Below are 23,264 nucleotides of genomic sequence, written 5' to 3'. Positions count from 1 at the left end.
TTTAAGCCTGTTCCAACGAGGTTTCAACACGGGTGGCGGTGGCTGGAACTTTCCCGGCCGCTACCAGACGCTTGTGCTGCTCGGCTTCGATGCGCTCGATCACGTCGACCGGCACCATATAGCCTTGATCATCACGTGCAGCGTGGATCACGAAGTACACCACGGTGCCGATCAGGCCGAATGCAGCCAACCACCAGATGTGCCAGATCATCGCGAAACCGAACACGGTCAACAGAGCACCCATGACCACACCGGTCGCGGTGTTGTTTGGCATGTGGATCGGTTCGTACTTGGCCGGAGCCTGGTACGCGGTACCGTTTTCCTTGGCTTCGGTGAACGGATCGATGGTTTCTGCTTTTGGCAGCACAGCGAAGTTGTAGAACGGTGGTGGCGACGAGGTCGACCACTCCAGCGTGTGGGCATTCCACGGGTCGCCGTGTTCGCACATGTTTTCTGGCTTGTTGCGGTCACGCACGCTGACGTACAGCTGAATCAACTGGCAAGCGATGCCGACGGCGATCATCACCGCACCGAACATGGCGACGTACAGGTACGGCACCCACTCAGGGTTGGTGGTGGCGTTCAGACGACGGGTCATGCCCATGAAGCCCAGTACGTAGAGCGGCATGAACGCGACGAAGAAGCCGGTAATCCAGAACCAGAACGCTGCCTTGCCCCAACCTTCGTGCAGCTTGAAGCCGAACGCTTTAGGGAAGTAGAAACCGAAGCCGGCGATGTAACCGAATACCGCGCCGCCGATGATCACGTTATGGAAGTGCGCGATCACGAACAGGCTGTTGTGCAGCACGAAGTCAGCACCCGGGATGGCCAGCAGTACGCCGGTCATACCGCCGATGGCGAAGGTCACCATGAAACCCAGGGTCCACAGAACCTGGCTGGTGAAACGCAGACGGCCCTGATAGATGGTGAACAGCCAGTTGAACAGCTTCACCCCCGTCGGGATCGAAATCAGCATCGTCGCCAGACCGAAGAAGGCGTTGACGCTGGCACCCGAACCCATGGTGAAGAAGTGGTGCAGCCAGACCATGAAGCCCAGGATCGAGATCGCGCCCGAGGCGTAGACCATCGAGTGGTGACCGAACAGACGCTTGCCGGTGAAGGTCGAGATGACTTCGGAGAAGATCCCGAACGCCGGCAGAATCAGGATGTAAACCTCGGGGTGACCCCAGGCCCAGAAGAGGTTGACGTACATCATCGGATTGCCACCAAGTTCATTGGTGAAAATGTGGAAATCCATGTAACGGTCAAGCGTCAGCAGTGCCAGGGTAGCGGTCAGGATCGGGAACGAAGCCACGATCAGGACGTTGGCCCAGGTGCAGGTCCAGGTGAAGATCGGCATGTCCATCAGTTTCATGCCAGGGGTACGCATTTTCAGCACGGTGGCGAGGAAGTTGACCCCCGTCAGCGTCGTACCCAACCCGGATAGCTGCAGCGCCCAGATGTAGTAATCCATCCCCACGCCCGGGCTGTATTGCAGGCCCGACAGCGGCGGATAGGCAACCCAGCCGGTCTTGGCGAATTCGCCGACGCCCAGGGACAGGTTGATCAGCACGACGCCGGAGACCAGCAGCCAGAAGCTCAGGGAGTTCAGGAACGGGTAGGCAACGTCACGCGCGCCGATCTGCAGCGGCACTGCAAGGTTCATCAGGCCGGTGAAGAATGGCATCGCCATGAAGATGATCATGATCACACCGTGAGCGGTGAAGATCTGGTCATAGTGTTCAGGCGGAAGGTAGCCAGGCGAACCCTCGGTGGCCATGGCCAACTGGGTACGCATCATGATGGCGTCGGCAAAACCGCGCAGCAGCATGACCATGGCAACGATGATGTACATCACGCCGATTTTCTTGTGGTCGACCGAGGTCAACCACTCGGTCCACAAGTAAGTCCACTTCTTGAAATAAGTGATTGCAGCGAACAGCGCCAGACCACCGAGCGCGATCATGGCGATGGTAATCATCACGATCGGTTCGTGGAACGGGACCGCTTCCCAACTTAATTTACCAAACATCGTTTACTCCTCTGCCCCGGCAGCTGAATGCGAACTCATGTCCATCCCTTCCACGTGGGCCACTTCTTTCTCTTTCTTCTCGTGCTTCAGCGGCTTGCCCGGCTTCATACCTTCGTACTTGTCAACGATGATCTGGAACTGGTTCGGCGTGACCGAGGAGTAGAGCTCGACTGGGTTGTTCTGGCTCGGTTTGGCAAGGGCTGCGTATTCAGCTTGATCAAGCTGTTTAGGTGACTTCTTGACTTCACTTACCCAGGCGTCGAAATCTTCCTGGGAAGTGGCGATAGCCTTGAATTTCATACCGGTGAAACCAGCACCGCTGTAGTTGGCGGAGATACCGTCCATTTCAGCGTTCTGGTTGGCGATCAGGTGCAGTTTGGTCTGCATGCCGGCCATCGCGTAGATCTGGCCGCCCAGCGCCGGGATGAAGAACGAGTTCATCACGGAGTCCGAAGTCACCTTGAAGTTGATCGGCGTGTGTGCCGGGAACACGATCTTGTTGACGGTGGCGATGCCTTGCTCCGGATAGATGAACATCCACTTCCAGTCCAGCGCGACCACTTCAATGGTGATCGGCTTGACGTCGGAGACCAGCGGCTTGTAAGGGTCCAGTGCGTGGGTCGACTTGTAGGTGACGTACCCCAGGGCAATGATGATCAGCACGGGAACAGCCCACACCGCGATCTCGATCTTGGTGGAGTGCGACCACTTCGGCGTGTACACGGCGTCGGTGTTGGACGCGCGGTATTTCCAGGCGAACAGGAACGTCATGACGATGACCGGAACCACGACCAACAGCATCAGCAGCGTTGCGGTGATGATCAGGTTTCGCTCATCCAGGCCAACCTGGCCCTTGGGATCGAGCAAGGTCATGTTGCAGCCTGACAGCAGCAAAGTGCCGATCAGCGGCAATAAGCCTAGTAGTCTGGGGTACCTGTTTTTACTCATCTCACGACCTCTAAAGCAGCTTGCGCAATGCAGTTGGGTTTTGATCGCCAACACTTCACCCTGCCAAGGGTTGGCATTTTCTTGGATTGAATAAGGGCTGCCCGTCGCGCGTCAGACGCTGCTCGACAAATCCTGGGCAAGCGGTGAGTTCTTATTCGAATTCGTGGTCAAAGGCCTTGTTACAGACCAATTCCATTTGGTGCGGATAGTTGGAAGGCACCGACACCAGAGGCGTCGCATGAAGCCATCTGGCCTCTCGACGTCCTATTGCTGCTCAAGCACCTGAAGCAGGGTGAGCAGTGCCGGGAATTCAGTGCGGGCGATTGTAGATATGTAACGATTCATAAACCATGTCTCATCCCGAAATAATTTTTATCCATTCCAGCAACAATCATTAACGGTTTTCGCAAAAGTGCGGCATCTTATCGAAATTCATTCTCAACAAAAACACCAAAATAAGTAGGGCTACCACGCGCAGTTCAGACAGTATCCAAGCCTCTGCCTCTTCCCTCTATCCTGCCTCAACCCCCATGCGACAAGGCTTCTGGCAATTTGCCAGGGCCTGTTAAAACTGCCTGTTCCAGGTTGAGAGCATTAAAGCCAGCAGCGAAATTAGAAGACCCATTTCATTGCGTCTACGCATGCCAATCCGACTCGTTGAAACGCCTTGCGACACTCGCGCTGTGACAACATGTCGCACATGCGCCGCACCCGTTCTTGTCGTGCATCAAGGTCTTTTTTTACCCACACCCTGAAACGCAAAACGCCCCGGCTCTCTCAACGAGGGCCGGGGCGTTTTCAGGTGTTATGCAGCGATGCGGCGAATGACCTCAGCGCAGTGCCTTGCGGTTGCGCGAGGTGAGCAACGGCACCAGCACCACCACCAGGACAAAGGCGATCAGCGCCCATTGCGCCAGCGACAGACCGAGGATCGGCGGATACGGCGTGGAGCAGAAACCGTCGACCTGGAACCCCAGCGGGAAGATCTTCGCCAGCGGCAGACCGTCGACAATCGGTTGCAACACGTCGATGCCACAGCTGACCGCGGGATAGAACTGGGTATAGACGTGATGCCCGGCTACGCCGACGCCCGCCAGGGCGCAGATCACCACCAGGGTTTCAAACACCGTGATGCTGCGGCGGGTGCGCATTGCCGCGCCGATGAACGCGAAAATCGCGATCAGCAGCAAGGCATAGCGCTGCAGGATGCACAGTGGGCACGGCGCCTCGCCCAGCACGATCTGCATGTACAGCGCGCCGCCGATCAGCGCCAGACAGATGATGCCCAGCAACACCAGATAGCGCCGCTCACGGCCCAACCGCATCGTTTCCTCGCTCATTGCGTTTCCCTTCTAGATATCGATTGACCGGAAGTCTACACGCTGGCCCGGACCTTGGAGAGCCCGGGGCGCATGGAATAGATGTCGGGAAATAAACGATAAGGTGGTTAAGAAGGGATTAAATCCGGGCTATTTCCAGAGATTTTCATGGTCACACGACCGCATCGCCAGCAGGCTGACTCCCACTCTGGAATGCATTCACAGGGACTCTGACTTTGGAATGCATTCACAGGCTGGCTCATTTTGGAATGCATTCACCTGTGGGAGCCAGCCTGCTCGCGATGCAGTTGATCAGTCGCCGTAGATATCAGACTTGAAATACTTGTCCGAAATCTTCTGATACTCGCCACTGGCGCGAATGCCGTCGATGGCCGTGTTCAGTTGGCTGACCAACTCGGTATTGCCCTTGCGCACCGCAATCCCGGCGCCCTCGCCCACATACTTCGGGTCCTTGAGCTCTGGCCCGACAAAGGCGTAACCCTTGCCGCGCGGCATCGACAGGAAATCGCTGAGCGGGATGGTGTCGGCAAAAATAGCGTCGAGGCGACCCGCCGCCAGGTCCATGTAGATCTCTTCGTTGTTGCCGTAACGCTTGACGTTAATGCCCTTGGGTTCAAACACCTCGGTGGCGTAACGATCGGTGGTGGTCGCACGCTGTACGCCGATGGTTTTGCCTTTGAGGCTGGCGTACTGGTCATCCACCACCGCGCCTTCCTTCATGACCAGTCGCGAGGAGGTGAAATAGTACTTGTGGGTGAAGTCCACCGACTTCTTGCGGTCTTCGTTGATGGTCATGGACGACAGCGCCATGTCGATTTTCTTCACTTTCAGGGAAGGAATCAGGCCATCGAACTCACCTTCGACCCAGACGCACTTGACCTGCATCTGCGCGCACAGGGCATTGCCGATGTCGTAGTCGAAACCGACGATTTCGCCTTTGTCGGTTTTCGACGCAAACGGCGGGTACGCCGCTTCAATACCGATGCGCAGGGTTTTCTCGGCGGCGAACACAGTGCTGCACGCCAACAGGCTCATGGCCAGACCGGTGATGAGGGGGAATTTCTTCATGTTCGTTCTCTCGCGGGTTGTTGTTGGTTTGGCAAGACAGAAGAAAGAGCAGAAACAGGGGACGCCTTTTTTGTACTTATAATTCCATACTGGACTTTTATGTATAAGGCGTCAATTAGAGGAAGGAAAATGTGCTGGCCGATAGTCGGGTGGTGAGCAATGAAGGTATTGGGTGTTGCTAATGACCCCATCGCGAGCAGGCTCGCTCCCACAGGGGATCGTCGTCGTACACAAATTTTGTGTTCATGGAGATCAACTGTGGGAGCGAGCCTGCTCGCGATGGGGCCAGAGCAGCCGACAAAAACGTTTGATCACTGCTTCCAGCGATCCGCCGCCGCATGATCGCTGTCACGCCCTTCAACCCAACGGGCGCCGTCACTGGTGTTCTCTTTCTTCCAGAACGGTGCGCGGGTTTTCAGGTAGTCCATGACAAAGGCGCAGGCATCGAACGCGGCCTGGCGGTGTGCGCTGGCGGCGCCGACGAAGACGATCGGCTCACCCGGTTCCAGGGCGCCGATCCGATGGAGCACTTCCAGCTTGAGCAACGGCCAGCGCTCCTCGGCCTCGATGGCGATCTTGCCGAGGGCCTTTTCGGTCATGCCCGGATAGTGCTCCAGGAACATCCCGGCCACGTCGAGCCCGTCATTGAAGTCGCGCACGTAACCGACAAAACTCACCACCGCGCCGACGCCAACATTGGCGGCGTGCATGGCGTTGACTTCCGCCCCCGGATCGAACGCCGTGGACTGCACGCGAATCGCCATGGTTCAGCCCCCGGTCACGGTCGGAAAGAACGCCACTTCATCGCCATCACTGACCGGCTCGTCGAGTTGGCAGAGGTCTTCGTTGCGGGCGCACATGAGGTTCTGCTCGCTCAACACATCGGCGCCATCACGTTTGGCCAGCAGTGAGCGAACATCATCGACGGTGGCGAAGTCACCTTCAACCTTCACCGAATCGACGCCCAGTGCTTCTCTATAACGAGCGAAAAACTTCACGGTGACGTTCATGGCTGATCCGCCTGGAAGTGGCCGCTCTTGCCGCCGAGTTTCTCCAGCAACCGTACGCTCTCGATGGTCATGCCACGGTCCACGGCCTTGCACATGTCATAAATCGTCAGCGCCGCGACACTGGCTGCGGTCAGCGCTTCCATCTCGACACCGGTCTGCCCGGACAACTTGCAGCGCGCGACGATACGCACGCTGTCGTCGCCTTCGGCGCTCAGTTCGACCTTGACGCCGGTGAGCAGCAACGGATGGCACAGAGGGATCAGATCGCTGGTTTTCTTCGCCGCCTGAATGCCGGCGATGCGCGCCACGGCAAACACATCCCCCTTGGGGTGACCGCCGCTGACAATCATTTGCAGGGTTTCGGGCAGCATGCGCACCAGCGCTTGGGCCGTGGCTTCACGGAACGTCACGTCTTTTTCAGTGACGTCGACCATGTTGGCGCGACCTTGGGAATCGAGATGAGTCAGCACAGGGTTACTCCTGATCAAGAGCCCCGATTGTAAACCTGTGGGTCAATCTTGCGCACGATTGATTATCCGATCACATCGAACCCTGTGGGAGCGTGGCTTGCCCGCGATGCAGGCTCTGCGGTGTTACAGACAAACCGCGCGGATACCATCGCGGGCAAGCCACGCGCCCACAGGGTTTTGTGTCAGGCATAAAAAACCGGGCGGCTTTGAGGCCGCCCGGTTCTTTGATGCGGGGTTACAGATGCGATTCGGCGTATTCGGCCAGAATCGAACGTGGCACCCCTTGCAGGGTGATGTGGACGCCGTTCGGGAAATCCTTGAAGCGTTCAGTCAGGTACGTCAGCCCGGAACTGGTCGCGGACAGGTAAGGGGTGTCGATCTGCGCCAGGTTACCCAGGCACACCACTTTGGAACCGGCGCCCGCACGGGTGATGATGGTTTTCATCTGGTGCGGCGTGAGGTTCTGGCATTCGTCGATCAAAATCAGGCTCTGCTGGAAGCTGCGGCCCCGGATGTAGTTGAGGGATTTGAACTGCAACGGCACTTTGCTGAGGATGTAATCGACGCTGCCATGGGTGTTTTCGTCATCCATGTGCAAGGCTTCGAGGTTGTCGGTGATGGCGCCCAGCCAAGGCTCCATTTTTTCCGCTTCGGTGCCGGGCAGGAAGCCGATCTCCTGGTCCAGGCCCTGCACGCTGCGCGTCGCGATGATCCGGCGGTAGCGCTTGCTGACCATGGTCTGCTCGATCGCCGCCGCCAATGCCAGGATGGTTTTCCCGGAACCGGCCGCACCCGACAGGTTGACCAGGTGAATGTCCGGATCAAGCAAGGCGTACAGCGCCAGGCTCTGATAGATGTCACGCGGTTTCAGGCCCCAGGCTTCCTGGTGCAGCAGGGGTTCCTGATGCAGGTCGAGAATCAGCAGCTTGTCTTCGTCGATTTCCTTGATCCAGCCGACAAAACCCTGTTCGTCGATGATGAACTCGTTGATATGCACGGCCGGAAGGTTGTCGATCATCTTCACCTGGTGCCAGGTGCGACCATGATCCTGGCGGGTTTCGACGTCCTTCACGCGGTCCCAGAAGGAGCCGTCCATGTTGTGGTAGCCGTTGGGCAACAGTGAAACGTCGTCAACCAGTTGGTCGGTGCTGTAATCCTCGGCCGCGATCCCGCAGGCACGGGCCTTGAGGCGCATGTTGATGTCTTTGGTGACCAGCACCACGGGCAGCTCTGGCGAGCGCGCGTGCAGGTCGATCAACTGGTTGATGATGATGTTGTCGTTCAGGTGCTCGGGAAGAATGATGTTCGGTTCGGCACGTTTGCTCATCAGAATTGACAGCAAACCTTTTGGCCCGCTTTTGCCACGCTGGATCGGCACACCCAGTTCGACGTCTTCAGGGCTGGCCTCGCCCAGCGTCTTGTCGATCAGGCGAATCGCCTGACGGCATTCCGCAGCGACGCTGTGGTGCCCGCTCTTGAGCTTGTCCAGCTCTTCAAGCACGGTCATCGGGATCGCTACATGGTGTTCTTCGAAGTTCAGCAGGGCGTTTGGATCGTGAATCAATACGTTGGTATCGAGTACATAAAGGATTGGCTGGTTGGAGGAAGAACTACGTCCGTGATCATCCATACTCGGTCACCTTTGTGGGAGCCATTCGACGCAATACCTTGGCGGTGCTGCGCCTCGAAGTGACTGCCGAATTCACCTGTGATGATTCAAGTGAACTGCACACAAACTGGGGTCTTGGGAGACGCCACCTGTGTTGCAGGTTTCGGCGGTCTGTCTTCGTAATACTCCAAAACGTGTGACAGAAAAAAGCACTTTGACGTTTTTTTGAAGTTTATTTTTCAGAGTGACGAATAGCCCTTGGCGTGCAGGCAATGTGCCGTTAAAGTCGGAAGTCCGCCTGCACTGAATTCTCGTTCAAAATCGCCTTTCCCCCAATGTTTACGGGCTTTCCCGTTTTCAGCGAAACGCGTCCTGACAATCTTCCCAACCGATCCCGCTGGACGTCGTTTGCGTCACAAGCCAGGGCAACGCCGTTTTCACGCCATCCTGCTTGATGTTGAAGTTGATCACCCCGTGCCGCCACAACAGCATCAGGGTCAACACGCGCTGTGCGCTCTGGCTGGCCTTGAGCTTGCCGGCGCCGTCCTGGGCGTCGATATCCCACAGCGCCACTTGCAGGCCCTGGGACCTGAAGAAGCCTTGCGCGTCCGAACGGCGCTGGCCATCGGGCGGACGAAACAGCGGCACGTAGTTCTCCGGCAATTTGCTTTTCACCAGTTCGGCGCTGCGCCGTACCGAGTCCTGCCAGTCCTGCCAATGACTGTGGGAGCGGAACTCCCAGCCTTGCACGCCGATGCACTGCGCCGAGTAAGTGGATTGCAGGGGGGGCCCTGAACGTTCGGTCAGACGCGCTTGAACATCCTTGCCCAGGACGAAAAACGTGCCCGTCATATTGGCCTTGCGCAGGTACTCGGCGACCCACTCCGTGTTGTCCGGCGCAGCATTGGCGGCGCTGTCGAAGGTCAACAGAAACAGCCGGTCATGCATCTGTTCGCCGTTGCGCTCGTAGTCGCCAAAACGATCGACTTCGCTGCTGGTTTGCGGAAAAAGAGCGGCCTTGCGTAACTGCTCGTCGAGGTACTGCGCGTGGAACAATCGGCTCGGTTCGGACCACTTGATGTAGTAGCTGTCCTCGCTGACCTGAAACTTGGCGGCTTGCTGGCGCAGGGTATCCATGTCTTCGACCAGGAAACAGAAGGAGGCATCCTGATCGCAGCTCTGTTGAGCGAAGTTGTAGTTGGTCAGCAGGCGTTGCCACAGGCGCTGGCGCAGGCGGTTGACCGAATCCGCATTGATCGTGCGCAGACCCAGGCGCTGGGCCAGGCTGGCGTCATCCAGCGATTCGCTGGCCAGCAGTACGCGAGCGAACATCAGAATCTCTGCCCGCGACGCGACGTCGAACAACGTCGGGTTGCTGAGCTGTTCCGGCCAGGTGCTGCGATCAAGCGTCGCCACATCGCCCGGCGCCGCCATGGCACCGAAACTCAACAGCCAGGCCGAAAAAAGAAAAACGATACGCAATGGGATGTCTCCATAACAAAACCCGCGCGGCACTATAGCTGATCCGGCGTGAGCCACGACCTCCTGTCGGAGCGAGCTTACTCGCGAAGGCGGTGTATCAGTCGGCATCATCGGCAACTGACACACCGCCTTCGCGGGCAAGCCCGCTCCCACAGGTTTTTGTGTAATACCGCCGATCATCACCTATGGCCTTGATAGCTGGAGTCAGCAAGGACAACCCCCTAGAATCGCCCCACGATTAAAGGAGACGACTTCATGCTGATGGTGATTTCCCCCGCCAAGACCCTCGATTACGAAACACCGCCGGCGACCCAGCGCTTCACCCAGCCGCAATACCTCGACCATTCCCAGGAGCTGATCCTGCAATTGCGCGACCTGTCGCCGGCGCAGATCAGCGAGTTGATGCACGTCTCGGACAAGATCGGCGGGCTCAACGCCGCACGTTTCGGTAGCTGGACACCCGCGTTCACGCCTGAAAACGCGAAACAGGCGTTGCTGGCGTTCAAGGGTGACGTTTATACCGGTCTCAACGCACAAACCTTCAGCGAAGCCGATTTCGATTACGCCCAACAGCACCTGCGCATGTTGTCCGGCCTGTATGGCCTGTTGCGCCCACTGGACCTGATGCAGCCGTATCGCCTGGAAATGGGCACCAAATTGCCCAACGCCCGTGGCAAGGACCTCTATGCCTTCTGGGGCACGCGCATCAGCGAATGGTTGAACGAGGCCCTGGCCGATCAAGGCGATGATGTGCTGCTGAACCTGGCGTCCAACGAGTACTTCTCGGCGGTCAAGCGCAGCGCCCTGAATGCCCGCATCATTAATACCGATTTCAAGGACCTGAAAAACGGTCAGTACAAGATCATCAGCTTCTACGCGAAGAAAGCCCGGGGCATGATGAGCCGTTTCGTCATCGAAGAACGCATCAACGACCCTGCGGCGCTCAAGCAGTTTGACGTTCAGGGTTATCGGTACAGCGCCGAGCAGTCTAAACCGGACAATCTGGTGTTTCTGCGCGATCACGCACCAGAGTAATGCACCCGGTCGGCGCATGACCTTGAAGCCGGTCGTGCGCCAACGTCCGATCGTCCAACAATCCCCCGCCTGTTTCGCCAGTTATCTGGCGCCAATTTCCAGCCAGTCAAAACCCTAACTTTAGTTTCACTCGACTTTCGACATTTTTTTCAGTAGTGGCACTAAAAAATTTTATCCGTAGTGGCACAAGACTATCTAATCCGACGATAACCCTATGTATCAAGGGTGAAACAGCCGTTGCTATCAATATGAAAGCAGTGCCATCTTTTTCAATATTTCAAGAAATTTCAGAATTCGCGATGGGCGGACCGGAACTATGTCCAAATGCGTAGCTCCTACAACCGGTACCGATTATCTCTGAACATGTACGAGATAACTTACGCAGATAAGAGATTCACGTAGCGAAGTTGTCACAATAACTTTGGCTAACTAATCCCTGATTTGGGCAACATCTGAAGGAAAGGAGATACGCATCACTACTATCCCCTACATGGCCAAGGCTGCGCCCCTATAAACGTGCTCGCCTGAGCACCCAACCGCTTGATTGACGGGCTTAAGGCCTGGCATTGAGCGCGCAAGACCTTTGCACGAAGGACCTCGACCAGAGGACTCGGCTGCATAACAGGGCAAGTCATAACAATAAGGCCTAGTTACGCACACCTTGAGTGCACTTATTTAGACACTCGGAACTTAGTATGCCTGCACACGGCATTGCGGCGCCTGTCGCCCAAACTTCCGAGTGCATTATGACCGCTGAACCCCCTTAACTCCGGCCATGTAATGGCCTGTGAATACAGTTTTGAGTAACGAGAGGTAAATGCGATGCGCATCAGCATATTTGGTTTGGGTTACGTCGGTGCAGTATGTGCCGGTTGCCTGTCTGCACGGGGCCATGACGTCGTTGGCGTCGATGTCGCCAAAGACAAGATCGATATGATCAACGCCGGCAAATCGCCGATCGTTGAACCGGGTCTGGGCGAACTGCTGGCCAAGGGTATCGAAACCGGCCGCCTGCGCGGTACGACCGATTTCGCGGAAGCGATTCGCGCCACCGACCTGTCGATGATCTGCGTCGGTACGCCGAGCAAGAAGAACGGCGACCTGGAACTGAACTACATCGAAGCCGTGTGCCGCGAGATCGGTTTTGTCCTGCGTGACAAGACCACCCGCCACACCATCGTGGTCCGCAGCACCGTTTTGCCGGGCACCGTCGCAAACGTTGTCATCCCGATTCTCGAAGACTGCTCCGGCAAGAAAGCCGGTGTTGATTTCGGCGTCGCCGTAAACCCTGAGTTCCTGCGTGAAAGCACCGCGATCGCCGACTACGACCTGCCACCGATGACCGTCATCGGCGAGTTCGACAAGGCCTCCGGCGACGTTCTGCAATCGCTGTACGAAGAACTCGACGCGCCGATCATCCGCAAGGACATCGCCGTTGCCGAGATGATCAAGTACACCTGCAACGTGTGGCACGCCACCAAGGTGACCTTCGCCAACGAGATCGGCAACATCGCCAAGGCGTGCGGCGTCGATGGTCGTGAAGTGATGGAAGTGGTCTGCCAGGACAAGACATTGAACCTGTCCCAGTACTACATGCGCCCAGGCTTTGCGTTTGGCGGCTCGTGCCTGCCAAAAGACGTGCGGGCCCTGACCTACCGCGCCGGCGCCCTCGACGTGGAATCGCCGCTGCTGAACTCGCTGATGCGCAGCAACGAATCCCAGGTGCAGAACGCCTTCGACATCGTTTCCAGCCACGACAAACGCAAAGTCGCCCTGCTGGGCCTGAGCTTCAAGGCCGGCACCGATGACCTGCGCGAAAGCCCGCTGGTTGATCTGGCAGAAATGCTGATCGGCAAAGGCTACGACCTGAGCATCTACGACGCCAACGTCGAATACGCCCGCGTTCACGGTGCGAACAAGGATTACATCGAGTCGAAGATTCCTCACGTCTCGTCCTTGCTCAATTCCGACTTCGACGAAGTGATCAACAACTCCGACGTGATCATCCTTGGCAACCGTGACGAGAAATTCCGCGCCCTGGCGCAGAACGCTCCACACGGCAAGCAAGTGATCGACCTGGTCGGCTTCATGTCGCAAGCCACCAGCGTGAGTGGCCGGACTGAAGGCATCTGCTGGTAACAAGCGGCTTCGGGAGGGTTTGCGGTGTTCCCCAAGCCTGCAAACCCTCCCGGCTTTTTCGCCTGCCTTAACCCCATCGGGCCACCCCACAGGCTCGCCCGAGATCGAGACGGATGCAGATTATGCACAGGCTAAAGCACGGCCTACTTCAGGCCGCCGGTTGGCTGTTTTACTTAAGTATTCTGATGGGCATCGCCATGGCGTTGCCTGCGACTACGTTCGATTCCGAGTCGAAGGATTTCATCTTCCTGATCGGCTTCATCGGGATCTGGCGCTATTCGATGGGTGCCACGCACTTCCTGCGCGGCATGCTGTTTCTGTACGTGGTCTACCCGCACCTGCGGCGCAAAGTGCGCAAGCTGGGTAAAGCGGCAGACCCGTCCCATGTGTTTTTGATGGTCACCAGTTTTCGTATCGACGCGCTGACCACTGCCCAGGTCTACGCCTCGGTCATTCGCGAAGCGATCGACTGCGGCCTGCCGACCACCATGGTCTGCTCCATCGTGGAAATGTCCGATGAGAAGCTGGTGAAAAGTCTTTGGGCGAAGATGAATCCACCGGATCGGGTCAAGCTCGACTTCGTGCGCATTCCCGGCACCGGCAAGCGTGATGGTCTGGCCTACGGTTTCCGCGCCATCTCCCGCCACCTGCCGGACGACCGTGCGGTGGTTGCGGTGATCGATGGCGACACCGTGCTCGCCGAAGGCGTCGTGCTCAAGACCGTGCCGTGGTTCCAGCTGTTCAGCAACGTCGGCGGCCTGACCACCAACGAGTTCTGCGAAGTGCGCGGCGGCTACATCATGAGCGAGTGGCACAAACTGCGCTTCGCCCAGCGCCACATCAACATGTGCTCGATGGCCCTGTCCAAACGCGTACTGACCATGACCGGCCGGATGTCGGTGTTCCGCGCAACGGTCGTGACCGACCCGGACTTCATCGCCGACGTGGAAAGCGACTCGCTGCAACACTGGCGCCTGGGCCGTTTCAAGTTCCTCACCGGTGACGACAAGTCGAGCTGGTTCAGCCTGATGCGCCTGGGCTACGACACGTTCTACGTGCCGGACGCGGCGATCCACACCGTGGAACACCCGCCGGAAAAAAGCTTCATCAAGGCCAGCCGCAAACTGATGTTCCGCTGGTACGGCAACAACCTGCGCCAGAACGCCCGCGCCCTGGGCCTGGGTGTCAAACGCCTCGGCCTGTTCACCTCGGTGGTGCTGTTCGATCAGCGCGTGTCGATGTGGACCTCGCTGCTGGGCCTGACGGTCGCGATCATCGCGTCCTTCAAGTACGGCACCGCGTTCATCCTGGTGTACCTGCTGTGGATCGGCATCACCCGTCTGATCCTGACCCTGCTGCTGTCCTGCTCCGGTCACCGGATCGGCCCGGCTTACCCGGCGATTCTCTATTACAACCAGATCGTCGGCGCGCTGGTGAAGATCTACGTGTTCTTCCGCCTCGACCAACAGTCCTGGACTCGCCAGGACACCAAACTGACCCGTGATCTCGCCAGCTTTCAACGTTGGTTCAACACTTGGTCGTCTCGGACCATGACCTTCTCCGCCGGCAGCATTTTTGTCGCCGTGCTGCTGATGATGGTCTGACCGCCCCCTTTTTGAATTAACCAGGAAATCGCCCCTATGAATACCGCCGTCAACGCCAACGTAGTGCATGAGTCAGAAGCCCAGCGCCAACACGCCCGAGTGAAAATTCCGGCCAAGCTGCGCTTCTTCGGTCCCGACCGGACCCCGATGGAAGCTCGAGTGATCGACCTCTCTGCTGGCGGCCTGGCCTTCAACGCCGGTCAGCTGCCACTGAAAATCGGCGACGTGTACAAGGCTCGCCTGCAGTTCGTCATCGATAACCTCGGCCTGGCCATGGACGTGGAGCTGCAAGTGCGCTCCTTCGACCGCCAGACCGGTCGTGCCGGCTGCCAGTTCCAGAACCTGGAACCGCAAGACATCTCGACCCTGCGCCACCTGATCACCTCGCACCTGGCCGGCGACATCGTCAGCATGGGTGAAGTGCTGGCGACCCTGCAGCGCGACAACTTCACCAAGGCGCGCAAGGTCAAGGATGGCGGCCACGGCATGACCGCGTTCGGTCGTCTGCGTGCCGTGACCTTCAGCCTGGCGATCTTCATCGTCGGCCTGGCGGCGTTCGGTTTCATCTTCAAATCGGTGTACGGCATGTACTTCGTCAGCCATGCGCAGGCCGGTCTGGTCAGCGTGCCGGGGATGAACATCACCATGCCGCGCGACGGCACCGTGCAGAGCCTTATCAAAGATGACGGCATTGCCGCCAAAGGCGCTCCGCTCGCCACGTTCAGCACCAGCATGCTCGACGTACTCAAGGGCCATCTGGACGACAACCAACTGCAACCGGCCAAGGTTGAAGAACTGTTCGGCAAGCAAATGACCGGCACCCTGACGTCGCCGTGCGATTGCACCGTGGCCCAGCAACTGGTCGCCAACGGTCAGTACGCCAGCAAGGGCGACGTGATCTTCCAACTGGTGCCGCGCAACAGCGAAGCCAACGTCGAAGCGCGCTTCTCCTATCGCCAGTTCGGCGATGTACGTCCAGGCACCAACGTCAGCTTCCAGATCGCCGGCGAAGACAAAACCCGCACCGGCAAGATCGTCAGCAGCACCAGCCTGAAAAGCGCCGACCTGTCGTCCGACATCCGCGTGCTGATCCAGCCTGACGAACCGCTGGACAGCAAATTCGCTGGCCGCCCGGTTGAAGTGAACAGCGACCGTGGCCCGAACCTGAACTGGCTGATCGATAAAGCCATGGCTTCCGGTCTTTAAGCAGAGGACATGCCCGTGACCATCACAAAAATCTCGAATACGCCGCAGTCCCTGTGGGAGCGAGCCTGCTCGCGATGGGATCGCCGCGGTTTGTCTGATGTACCGAGCCGCTTGAATCGCCAGCAGGCTGGCTCCCACATGGGTACGGTGTGTGCTTTGGCCCTGGCCGTGAGCCTGGCCGGTTGCGCCGGCCTGCCCGACCAGCGTCTGGCCAATGAAGCCCTCAAGCGCGGCGACACCACGCTGGCGCAGCAGAACTACAAGCAATTGGCCGACCTCGGCTACAGCGAGGCTCAAGTAGGCCTGGCCGATATCCAGGTCGACAGCCGCGACCCGGCGCAAATCAAGCAGGCCGAGGCGACTTACCGCGCCGCGGCAGACGTTTCGCCGCGCGCTCAGGCTCGCCTGGGTCGCTTGCTGGTGGCCAAACCCGGTTCCACCGAAGCCGAACAGCACGAAGCCGAAGGCCTGTTGAAAAAAGCCTCGGCCAATGGCGAAGGCAATACGCTGATTCCGCTGGCGATGCTGTACCTGCAATACCCGCACAGCTTCCCCAACGTCAACGCGCAACAGCAGATCAGCCAATGGCGCGCCGAAGGCAAACCGGAAGCGGGTCTGGCCCAGGTGCTGCTCTATCGCACCCAGGGCACTTACGACCAGCACCTGGACGAAGTCGTCACCATCTGCAAAGCCGCGTTGAACACCACCGACATCTGCTACGTCGAGCTCGCCACGGTTTACCAGAAACAAGGCAAACCGGAACAGCAGGCCGAGCTGATCAAGCAGATGCAAGCGGCGCATTCCCGCGGCACCGTTTCCGCCCAGCGCGTGGACAGCGTCGCTCGTGTGCTCGGTGATGCATCCTTGGGCAAGACTGACGAGAAAACCGCTCAATCGCTGCTCGAAGACATCGCCCCCGGCTACCCCGCTTCCTGGGTCAGCCTGGCGCAATTGCTCTACGACTTCCCGGAACTCGGCGACGTCGACACGATGATGAAGTACCTGGACAACGGCCGCGCCGCCGACCAGCCGCGCGCTGAACTGTTGCTCGGCAAGCTGTACTACGAAGGCAAATGGGTGCCGGCCGACGCGAAAGTCGCCGAAGAACATTTCCAGAAAGCCGTCGGCAAGGAAGTCGCTGCCGATTACTACCTCGGCCAGATCTATCGCCGTGGTTACCTGGGCAAGGTCTATTCGCAGAAGGCACTGGATCATTTGCTGACCGCTGCACGCAACGGCCAGAACAGCGCCGACTTCGCCATCGCCCAATTGTTTTCCCAAGGCAAGGGCACCAAGCCCGACCCGCTTAACGCTTATGTCTTCAGCCAATTGGCCAAGGCCCAGAACACCCCGCAGGCCACCGAGCTTGCGCAAACACTCGAAGCCCAACTGCCGCCTGCCCAGCTCGCCGAGGCCCAACGCCTGTTGAAACAAGAACAGGCCGTTCGTGGTGCCTTGAGCCAGAACACGCTGGAACTGCATGCCCTGCAAGAAGAAGACGGCGAGGAATCCCTATGAAGTTGAATCCATTCGTGAAGGCCGGTATTGGCCTGTCATTCGCTCTCTTGTGGTCGTGCCCAACCCTGGCAGCCCTGACCGAAACCCAGAACTACGGTCTCGACGTGAAAGTCACCGGCCAGTCCGAAGACGACCGTGACCTCGGCACCGCCAGTGGCGGCGACGTCAGCGGCGTCGGTCTCGACTTGCGCCCATGGGTCTATGGCGAAAGCGGCGCGTGGAGCGCCTACGCCATGGGTCAGGCCGTGACGTCCACCGACATCATCGAAACCGACACCTTGCAGCAGTCCGACAACGACGGCACCCAGACCACCGACAACGGTGATCGCAAGACCAAGAAGAACTACCTGGCGATGCGCGAGTTCTGGGTCGGCTACAGCGGCCTCACGCCGTATCCGGGCGAGCAGTTGAAGCTCGGTCGCCAACGCCTGCGCAACGACGACGGCCAATGGCGCGACACCAACATCGAAGCCCTGAACTGGACCTTCGACACCACCCTGTTGCGCGCCAACGTCGGTGTCGCCGAACGCTTCAGCGAGTACCGCACCGACCTGAAGGAACTGGCACCGAAAGACAAGGATCGCCTGCACCTCTACGCCGATGCGGCGTACCAGTGGACGCCGGGCAATTGGGTTGGCATTCGCGGTCATCACACCCACGATGACGGCAAGCTCGACTACCCGGAACCGGGCGTGGCCGGCGACTCGCTGGACAAGAAACAGAACGGCGACATCAGCTGGCTCGGCCTCACCGCTGACAGCGACGCCTACAACTACCGCAACACCAACACCGTCAATTACTGGGGCAGCGTCACCGGCATGAGCGGCGACACCGACACGGTGAATCAGCTCAACGCCGACGGCTCCCGCCCGACCGAAGCCAAGCGCGGTGAAGACCTCAACGGCTGGGCCACCGATATCGGCGTGCGTCTGCGCCTCGATCCGCAATGGCAAGTCGGTGCAGCCTATGCCCGCGCCAGCGCCGATTACGAACAGAACGGCCTGGAAAGCAACCGCTCGAACTACACCGGTACGCGCTCGCGGGTTCATCGTTTCGGCGAAGCGTTCCGTGGCGAAATGAACAACATGCAGACCGCTACGTTGTTCGGTTCGTGGATGCTCAACGACGAATACGACGCCAGCGTGATCTACCACAAGTTCTGGCGCGTCGACGGCAACAAGCCGGTCGGCAGCAACGGCATCAACGCCGTCGAGAACGACACCGACCCAACCGGCGCGATTCTCTCCAGCACGTCCCTGCCGCTGGAAGATGGCAACAAAGACCTCGGCCAGGAAATGGACCTCGTGGTCACCAAGTACTTCAAGCAGGGCCTGTTGCCTGCCGCGTTGAGCCAGTCGATCGACGAACCGTCGGCCCTCGTGCGCTTGCGTGGCGGTGTGTTCAAGCCTGGCGATGCGTATGGCAAAGAAGTCGACTCGTACATGCACCGCGCGTTTATCGACGTGATCTGGCGCTTCTGATGCGAACCGCTAAGGGAGTTCCTGACATGAACAGTCCGAAGAGAGGCTCATTGACCTTGCTGGCCGGCGCGATGCTGCTGGTCAGCTCGGCCGCCTTCGCCAATGTGGAACCGGTCAAGCCGGTCACCACAGCGAAAGAACTGCAACAAGCCAAGACCTACACCGTCAGCAGCGCCCCGACCGCGCCGCTGGCACTGGAAAAACCGAAACTGCCGGACACCTCCGGCTACACCGCCGAAGCCATCGCCGCGAAAGTCGTGCGCACCAAGGCCGGCAAGATCAGCGTGCGCCGGATGATGCAGGAAAACGCCCTGAAGGACTTCATCGGCGGCGATAACAAAATGGCCGAATGGGTGGTGCGTCAGCACGGCATCCCGCAGGCGATTTTCATCGACGACGGCTATATGAACCTCAAGGATCTGGCGAAGAAGCTGCCCAAGCAGTACTTCAGCGAAACGTCCCCGGGCGTGTTCCTGGCGAAGTTGCCGATTGTGGTCGGCGAGAAAGGCATTCTCGAAATCGACAAGCAGACCCAGGAATTGCGCCTGTCCCAAGAGGCCGGTTCATTCCTGGTCAACGACGGTCAGCTGTTTGTGCGTGATACCAAAATCACTGGCTGGAGCGAGAAGGCAAACGGCCCGGCGGTCTTCAAGTCGCCCAAGGAATTCCGGCCGTTCATGTTGTCCTGGGGCGGTACCCAGACCTACATCGCCAACAGCAAGATCGCCAGCTTCGGCTACGCCAACAGTAAGTCCTACGGCGTGAGTATTTCCCAGTACACGCCGAACATGGCCAAGGTACTCAAGCGCCCTGAACCGAGCGGCTGGATCGTCGGCTCCGAGTTCTCGGACATGTGGTACGGCTTCTACTGCTACGAAACCCGCGACTTCGTGGTCAAGGGCAACACCTACAAAGACAACATCGTCTACGGCATCGACCCGCATGACCGTTCCCACGGTCTGATCATCGCGGACAACACCGTCTACGGGACCAAGAAGAAGCACGGGATCATTATTTCCCGTGAGGTCAACGACAGCTTCATCTTCAACAACCGCAGCTACGACAACAAGCTCTCGGGCCTGGTAATCGACCGTAACAGCGTGAACAACCTGATCGCCTACAACGAGATCTACAAGAACCACACCGACGGCATCACCCTCTACGAGAGTGCCGACAACCTGTTGTGGGGCAACAAGGTGATCAGCAACAAGCGTCACGGCATTCGTATTCGTAACAGCGTGAACATTCGCCTGTACGAAAACCTGGCCATGGCCAACGGCCTGACCGGCGTTTACGGGCACATCAAGGACCTGAGCGACACCGACCGGGACATCAAGCTCGACCCGTTCGACGCCCAGGTGTCGCTGATCATCGTTGGCGGCGAACTGGCCGGCAACGGCAGCGGCCCGCTGTCCATCGACTCGCCGCTGAGCGTCGAGTTGTATCGCGTGTCCATGCTCGCCCCGACCAAATCCAGCGGCATCAGCTTCAACGGGATTCTCGGCGAGCGTCAGGATGAAATTCTCGACCTGCTGGTGCGCCAGCAGAAAGCCGTGCTGATCGACCCTGTCGAACGCCAGACCGAAATGCGGGACTGAGGATAATTTTATGCACCCACACTTGATCAAATTACTCAGCTTGTCGGCCCTGACCGCCGGCATTCTCGCAGCCAGCGCTGGCGTCCGTGCCGATGAAGTCAAAGCACCGGCATTCAACGCCGAGCCGTGCTGCAACCTGTGCCCCGAAGCCCACGACGCGAAGAACTACACCACGCGTTATCAGCAAAACTTCACCACGCTGGTGCAGGCTCAGGGCGATTGGCTGTTCCGTACGCAGGAAGACTTGCGCACCGAATTCGACACCACCCCGGCCGGCTACAAACGCATGAAAGAACTGCACGATGCGTTCAAGAGCAAAGGCGTGGAACTCGTTGTCGTTTACCAACCCACGCGTGGCCTGGTGAACCGCAACAAGCTGAATCCGGAAGACAAGGCCAAGTTCGATTTCGACAAGGCGCTGAAGAACTACAAGACCATGCTCGGCCGTTTCGCCGCCATGGGTTACGTGGTGCCGGACCTGTCGCCGCTGACCAACGAATCGCTGCCCGACACCCTGCCCGCCCACGACTTCTATTTCCGCGGCGACCAACACTGGACACCTTATGGCGCCCAGCGTACGGCGAAAATCGTCGGCGATAAAATCAAGCAACTGCCTGAATTTGCCGGCATTCCGAAACGCGAATTCGAGAGCCACAAGTCGGGTCGCATGGGCAAGACCGGAACGTTACACAATATGGCCGGTCAACTCTGTGGCACCAGCTACGCGATCCAGTACATGGATCAATTCACCACCGAGCCGAAGGGCGAAGCAGGCGATGGCGATCTGTTCAGTGACTCCGGCAATCCCGAGATCACCCTGGTCGGCACCAGCCACAGTGGCAAGAACTACAACTTCGCCGGTTTCCTCCAGGAGGCCATCGGCGCCGACATCCTCAACGTGGCGTTCCCTGGCGGTGGCCTGGAAGGTTCGATGCTGCAGTACCTGGGCAGCGAAGAGTTCCAGACCAAGCCGCCGAAAATTTTGATCTGGGAATTCTCGCCGCTCTATCGCCTCGACCAGGAAACCATCTACCGCCAGATGATGGCGCTGCTGGACAACGGTTGCGAAGGCAAGGATGCACAGATGAGCGGCAGTGCCACGTTGAAACCGGGCAAGAACGAATTGATGGTCAACAGCAAGAACCTGAACCTGCAAAACAGCAGCCATCAGGTTGACATCCGCTTCGCCGATCCGTCGGTGAAAACTCTGCAAGCCACCCTCTGGTACATGAACGGTCGCCACGAGGACATCAAGATCGATAAACCGGAAACCTCCGATACCGACGGGCGTTTCGCCTTTGAGTTGCGCACGGACGAAGACTGGGCCTCGCAGAATCTGCTGGCCGTCGAAGTCCAGGGCCCTGAAGCAGGTGCCGCGCCACAGAAAGTCGAAGCGAAAATCTGCAAACGCAACGTGTTCCCAGGCGCTGGGCTGAAGACTGCTCAGGCCGGGCAATGAGGCAATTATGCAAACCCGAACTTTGAAAAGATTATTGGCGCCCTCCCTGCTGACCCTGGCGATGTTCGCCGGCGCCACGCAGGCCGCCGCGCCCCTGCGTCCGCCCCAGGGCTACTTCGCGCCGATTGAAAAAGTCAAAACCGGCGACAGCAAAGATGGCTGTGACGCGATGCCGACGCCGTACACCGGCTCGCTGCAATTTCGCAGCAAGTACGAAGGCTCCGACAAGGCCCGTTCGACCCTGAACGAAGCCTCGGAAAAAGCTTTCCGCGACACCACCGCCGACATCACCAAGATTGAGCGCGGCACCAGCAAGCGCGTGATGCAGTTCATGCGTGACGGTCGTCCGGAACAGCTCGAATGCACCCTGAACTGGTTGACCGCGTGGGCCAAGGCCGACGCGCTGATGTCCAAGGACTTCAACCACACCGGCAAGTCCATGCGCAAATGGGCATTGGGCAGCATGGCGTCTTCGTACCTGCGCCTGAAGTTCTCCGACTCGCATCCGTTGGCCAACCATCAGCAAGAGTCGCAGTTGATTGAAGCCTGGTTCAGCAAAATGGCGGATCAGGTGGTCAGCGATTGGGACAACCTGCCGCTGGAAAAAACCAACAACCACTCGTACTGGTCCGCCTGGTCGGTGATGGCAACGTCCATCGCCACCAACCGCCGCGACCTGTTCGACTGGTCGGTGAAGGAATTCAAGGTCGCCGCCAATCAAATCGACGCCCAGGGTTTCCTGCCCAACGAACTCAAGCGCCAGCAACGCGCCCTCGCCTATCACAACTACGCCCTGCCGCCGCTGGCGATGATCGCCAGTTTTGCGCAGGTCAATGGTGTGGATTTGCGCCAGGAAAACAACGGCGCGCTGAAACGCTTGGGTGACCAAGTGCTGGCCGGCGTTGAAGACCCGGACATCTTCGAGAAAAAGAACGGCAAGGAACAGGACATGACCGACCTCAAGATCGACTCGAAATTCGCCTGGCTCGAACCGTTCTGCACGCTCTACACCTGCTCGCCGGATGTGCTCGAGAAAAAACACGAGATGCAGCCGTTCAAGACCTTCCGCCTCGGGGGTGACCTGACCAAGGTCTACGACCCGGCCAACGAAAAAGGCAAAGGTTCTTAGGCAAACATATAACCCTGTGGGAGCGGGCTTGCCCGCGATAGCGGTGGGTCAGTCGACATCAATGTTGAATGTCAGATTGCAATCGCGGGCAAGCCCGCTCCCACAGGGTCGGTGTCAAGTTTGAGTTTTTGTGTGT

Annotated in this window: 18 protein-coding genes; 9 read left to right on the top strand and 9 right to left on the bottom strand. The window is 58.6% G+C overall.

The window, feature by feature from the left end; all coding sequences use genetic code 11:
- Position 1 precedes the first annotated feature (1 nt).
- From cyoB to Q7W83_RS04755, 9 genes are all read right to left on the bottom strand, one after another.
- Positions 2 to 2,032, bottom strand: coding sequence for a cytochrome o ubiquinol oxidase subunit I (gene cyoB / locus Q7W83_RS04795; RefSeq protein WP_458377898.1), 2,031 nt, complete (start codon positions 2,030 to 2,032; stop codon positions 2 to 4).
- Positions 2,033 to 2,035: 3 nt separating this feature from the next.
- Positions 2,036 to 2,980 (bottom strand): ubiquinol oxidase subunit II, encoded by a 945-nt coding sequence (gene cyoA, locus Q7W83_RS04790; protein ID WP_150631910.1) that lies wholly within the window; start codon positions 2,978 to 2,980, stop codon positions 2,036 to 2,038.
- An 830-nt stretch (positions 2,981 to 3,810) separates the two neighbouring features.
- Positions 3,811 to 4,320, bottom strand: a complete 510-nt coding sequence (locus tag Q7W83_RS04785) for a disulfide bond formation protein B (RefSeq protein WP_032828589.1) — start codon at positions 4,318 to 4,320, stop codon at positions 3,811 to 3,813.
- Positions 4,321 to 4,611: 291 nt separating this feature from the next.
- Complete coding sequence (locus tag Q7W83_RS04780) at positions 4,612 to 5,388, bottom strand: ABC transporter substrate-binding protein (protein WP_473655729.1); 777 nt, start codon at positions 5,386 to 5,388, stop codon at positions 4,612 to 4,614.
- A gap of 311 nt (positions 5,389 to 5,699) precedes the next feature.
- On the bottom strand, positions 5,700 to 6,152 hold the full coding sequence (gene moaE / locus Q7W83_RS04775) for a molybdopterin synthase catalytic subunit MoaE (RefSeq protein WP_150639245.1): 453 nt from the start codon (positions 6,150 to 6,152) through the stop codon (positions 5,700 to 5,702).
- 3 nt (positions 6,153 to 6,155) lie between these two features.
- On the bottom strand, positions 6,156 to 6,398 hold the full coding sequence (gene moaD / locus Q7W83_RS04770) for a molybdopterin converting factor subunit 1 (protein ID WP_150631907.1): 243 nt from the start codon (positions 6,396 to 6,398) through the stop codon (positions 6,156 to 6,158).
- Positions 6,395 to 6,868 carry a cyclic pyranopterin monophosphate synthase MoaC gene (moaC, locus tag Q7W83_RS04765; protein ID WP_150639246.1) on the bottom strand — a complete coding sequence of 158 codons (474 nt, stop codon included), beginning with the start codon at positions 6,866 to 6,868 and terminating at the stop codon, positions 6,395 to 6,397. Before moaC ends, moaD begins: the two co-directional genes overlap by 4 nt.
- A gap of 235 nt (positions 6,869 to 7,103) precedes the next feature.
- Positions 7,104 to 8,498: a PhoH family protein gene (locus tag Q7W83_RS04760; protein ID WP_150631905.1), complete on the bottom strand. Its 1,395-nt coding sequence runs from the start codon at positions 8,496 to 8,498 to the stop codon at positions 7,104 to 7,106.
- Between the two features lie 336 nt (positions 8,499 to 8,834).
- Positions 8,835 to 9,959, bottom strand: coding sequence for a polysaccharide deacetylase family protein (locus Q7W83_RS04755; RefSeq protein WP_150631904.1), 1,125 nt, complete (start codon positions 9,957 to 9,959; stop codon positions 8,835 to 8,837).
- A gap of 255 nt (positions 9,960 to 10,214) precedes the next feature.
- On the opposite strand from Q7W83_RS04755, the gene yaaA reads away from it, so the two are divergent.
- From yaaA to Q7W83_RS04710, 9 genes are all read left to right on the top strand, one after another.
- Positions 10,215 to 10,994 (top strand): peroxide stress protein YaaA, encoded by a 780-nt coding sequence (gene yaaA / locus Q7W83_RS04750; RefSeq protein WP_473655728.1) that lies wholly within the window; start codon positions 10,215 to 10,217, stop codon positions 10,992 to 10,994.
- Positions 10,995 to 11,816: 822 nt separating this feature from the next.
- Positions 11,817 to 13,133, top strand: coding sequence for a nucleotide sugar dehydrogenase (locus Q7W83_RS04745; protein WP_150639249.1), 1,317 nt, complete (start codon positions 11,817 to 11,819; stop codon positions 13,131 to 13,133).
- A gap of 122 nt (positions 13,134 to 13,255) precedes the next feature.
- Complete coding sequence (gene alg8 / locus Q7W83_RS04740) at positions 13,256 to 14,737, top strand: mannuronan synthase (protein ID WP_407014456.1); 1,482 nt, start codon at positions 13,256 to 13,258, stop codon at positions 14,735 to 14,737.
- Between the two features lie 36 nt (positions 14,738 to 14,773).
- Positions 14,774 to 15,943: an alginate biosynthesis protein Alg44 gene (locus tag Q7W83_RS04735; protein WP_150631900.1), complete on the top strand. Its 1,170-nt coding sequence runs from the start codon at positions 14,774 to 14,776 to the stop codon at positions 15,941 to 15,943.
- A 138-nt stretch (positions 15,944 to 16,081) separates the two neighbouring features.
- A complete protein-coding gene (gene algK, locus Q7W83_RS04730) occupies positions 16,082 to 17,461 on the top strand; it encodes an alginate biosynthesis TPR repeat lipoprotein AlgK (RefSeq protein ID WP_150631958.1) in 1,380 nt (459 codons plus the stop codon).
- Positions 17,458 to 18,942, top strand: coding sequence for an alginate export family protein (locus tag Q7W83_RS04725; protein WP_150631899.1), 1,485 nt, complete (start codon positions 17,458 to 17,460; stop codon positions 18,940 to 18,942). Before algK ends, Q7W83_RS04725 begins: the two co-directional genes overlap by 4 nt.
- 26 nt (positions 18,943 to 18,968) lie before the next feature.
- Positions 18,969 to 20,540 (top strand): mannuronan 5-epimerase AlgG, encoded by a 1,572-nt coding sequence (gene algG, locus Q7W83_RS04720; RefSeq protein WP_150639250.1) that lies wholly within the window; start codon positions 18,969 to 18,971, stop codon positions 20,538 to 20,540.
- Positions 20,541 to 20,550: 10 nt separating this feature from the next.
- On the top strand, positions 20,551 to 21,999 hold the full coding sequence (locus tag Q7W83_RS04715; RefSeq protein ID WP_150631897.1) for an alginate O-acetyltransferase: 1,449 nt from the start codon (positions 20,551 to 20,553) through the stop codon (positions 21,997 to 21,999).
- 7 nt (positions 22,000 to 22,006) lie between these two features.
- On the top strand, positions 22,007 to 23,128 hold the full coding sequence (locus Q7W83_RS04710; RefSeq protein ID WP_150631896.1) for a mannuronate-specific alginate lyase: 1,122 nt from the start codon (positions 22,007 to 22,009) through the stop codon (positions 23,126 to 23,128).
- Positions 23,129 to 23,264: the final 136 nt, after the last annotated feature.

The sequence above is a fragment of the Pseudomonas sp. 300 genome, assembly GCF_055803035.1.
This window is presented reverse-complemented; position numbering and strand designations above follow the sequence as displayed.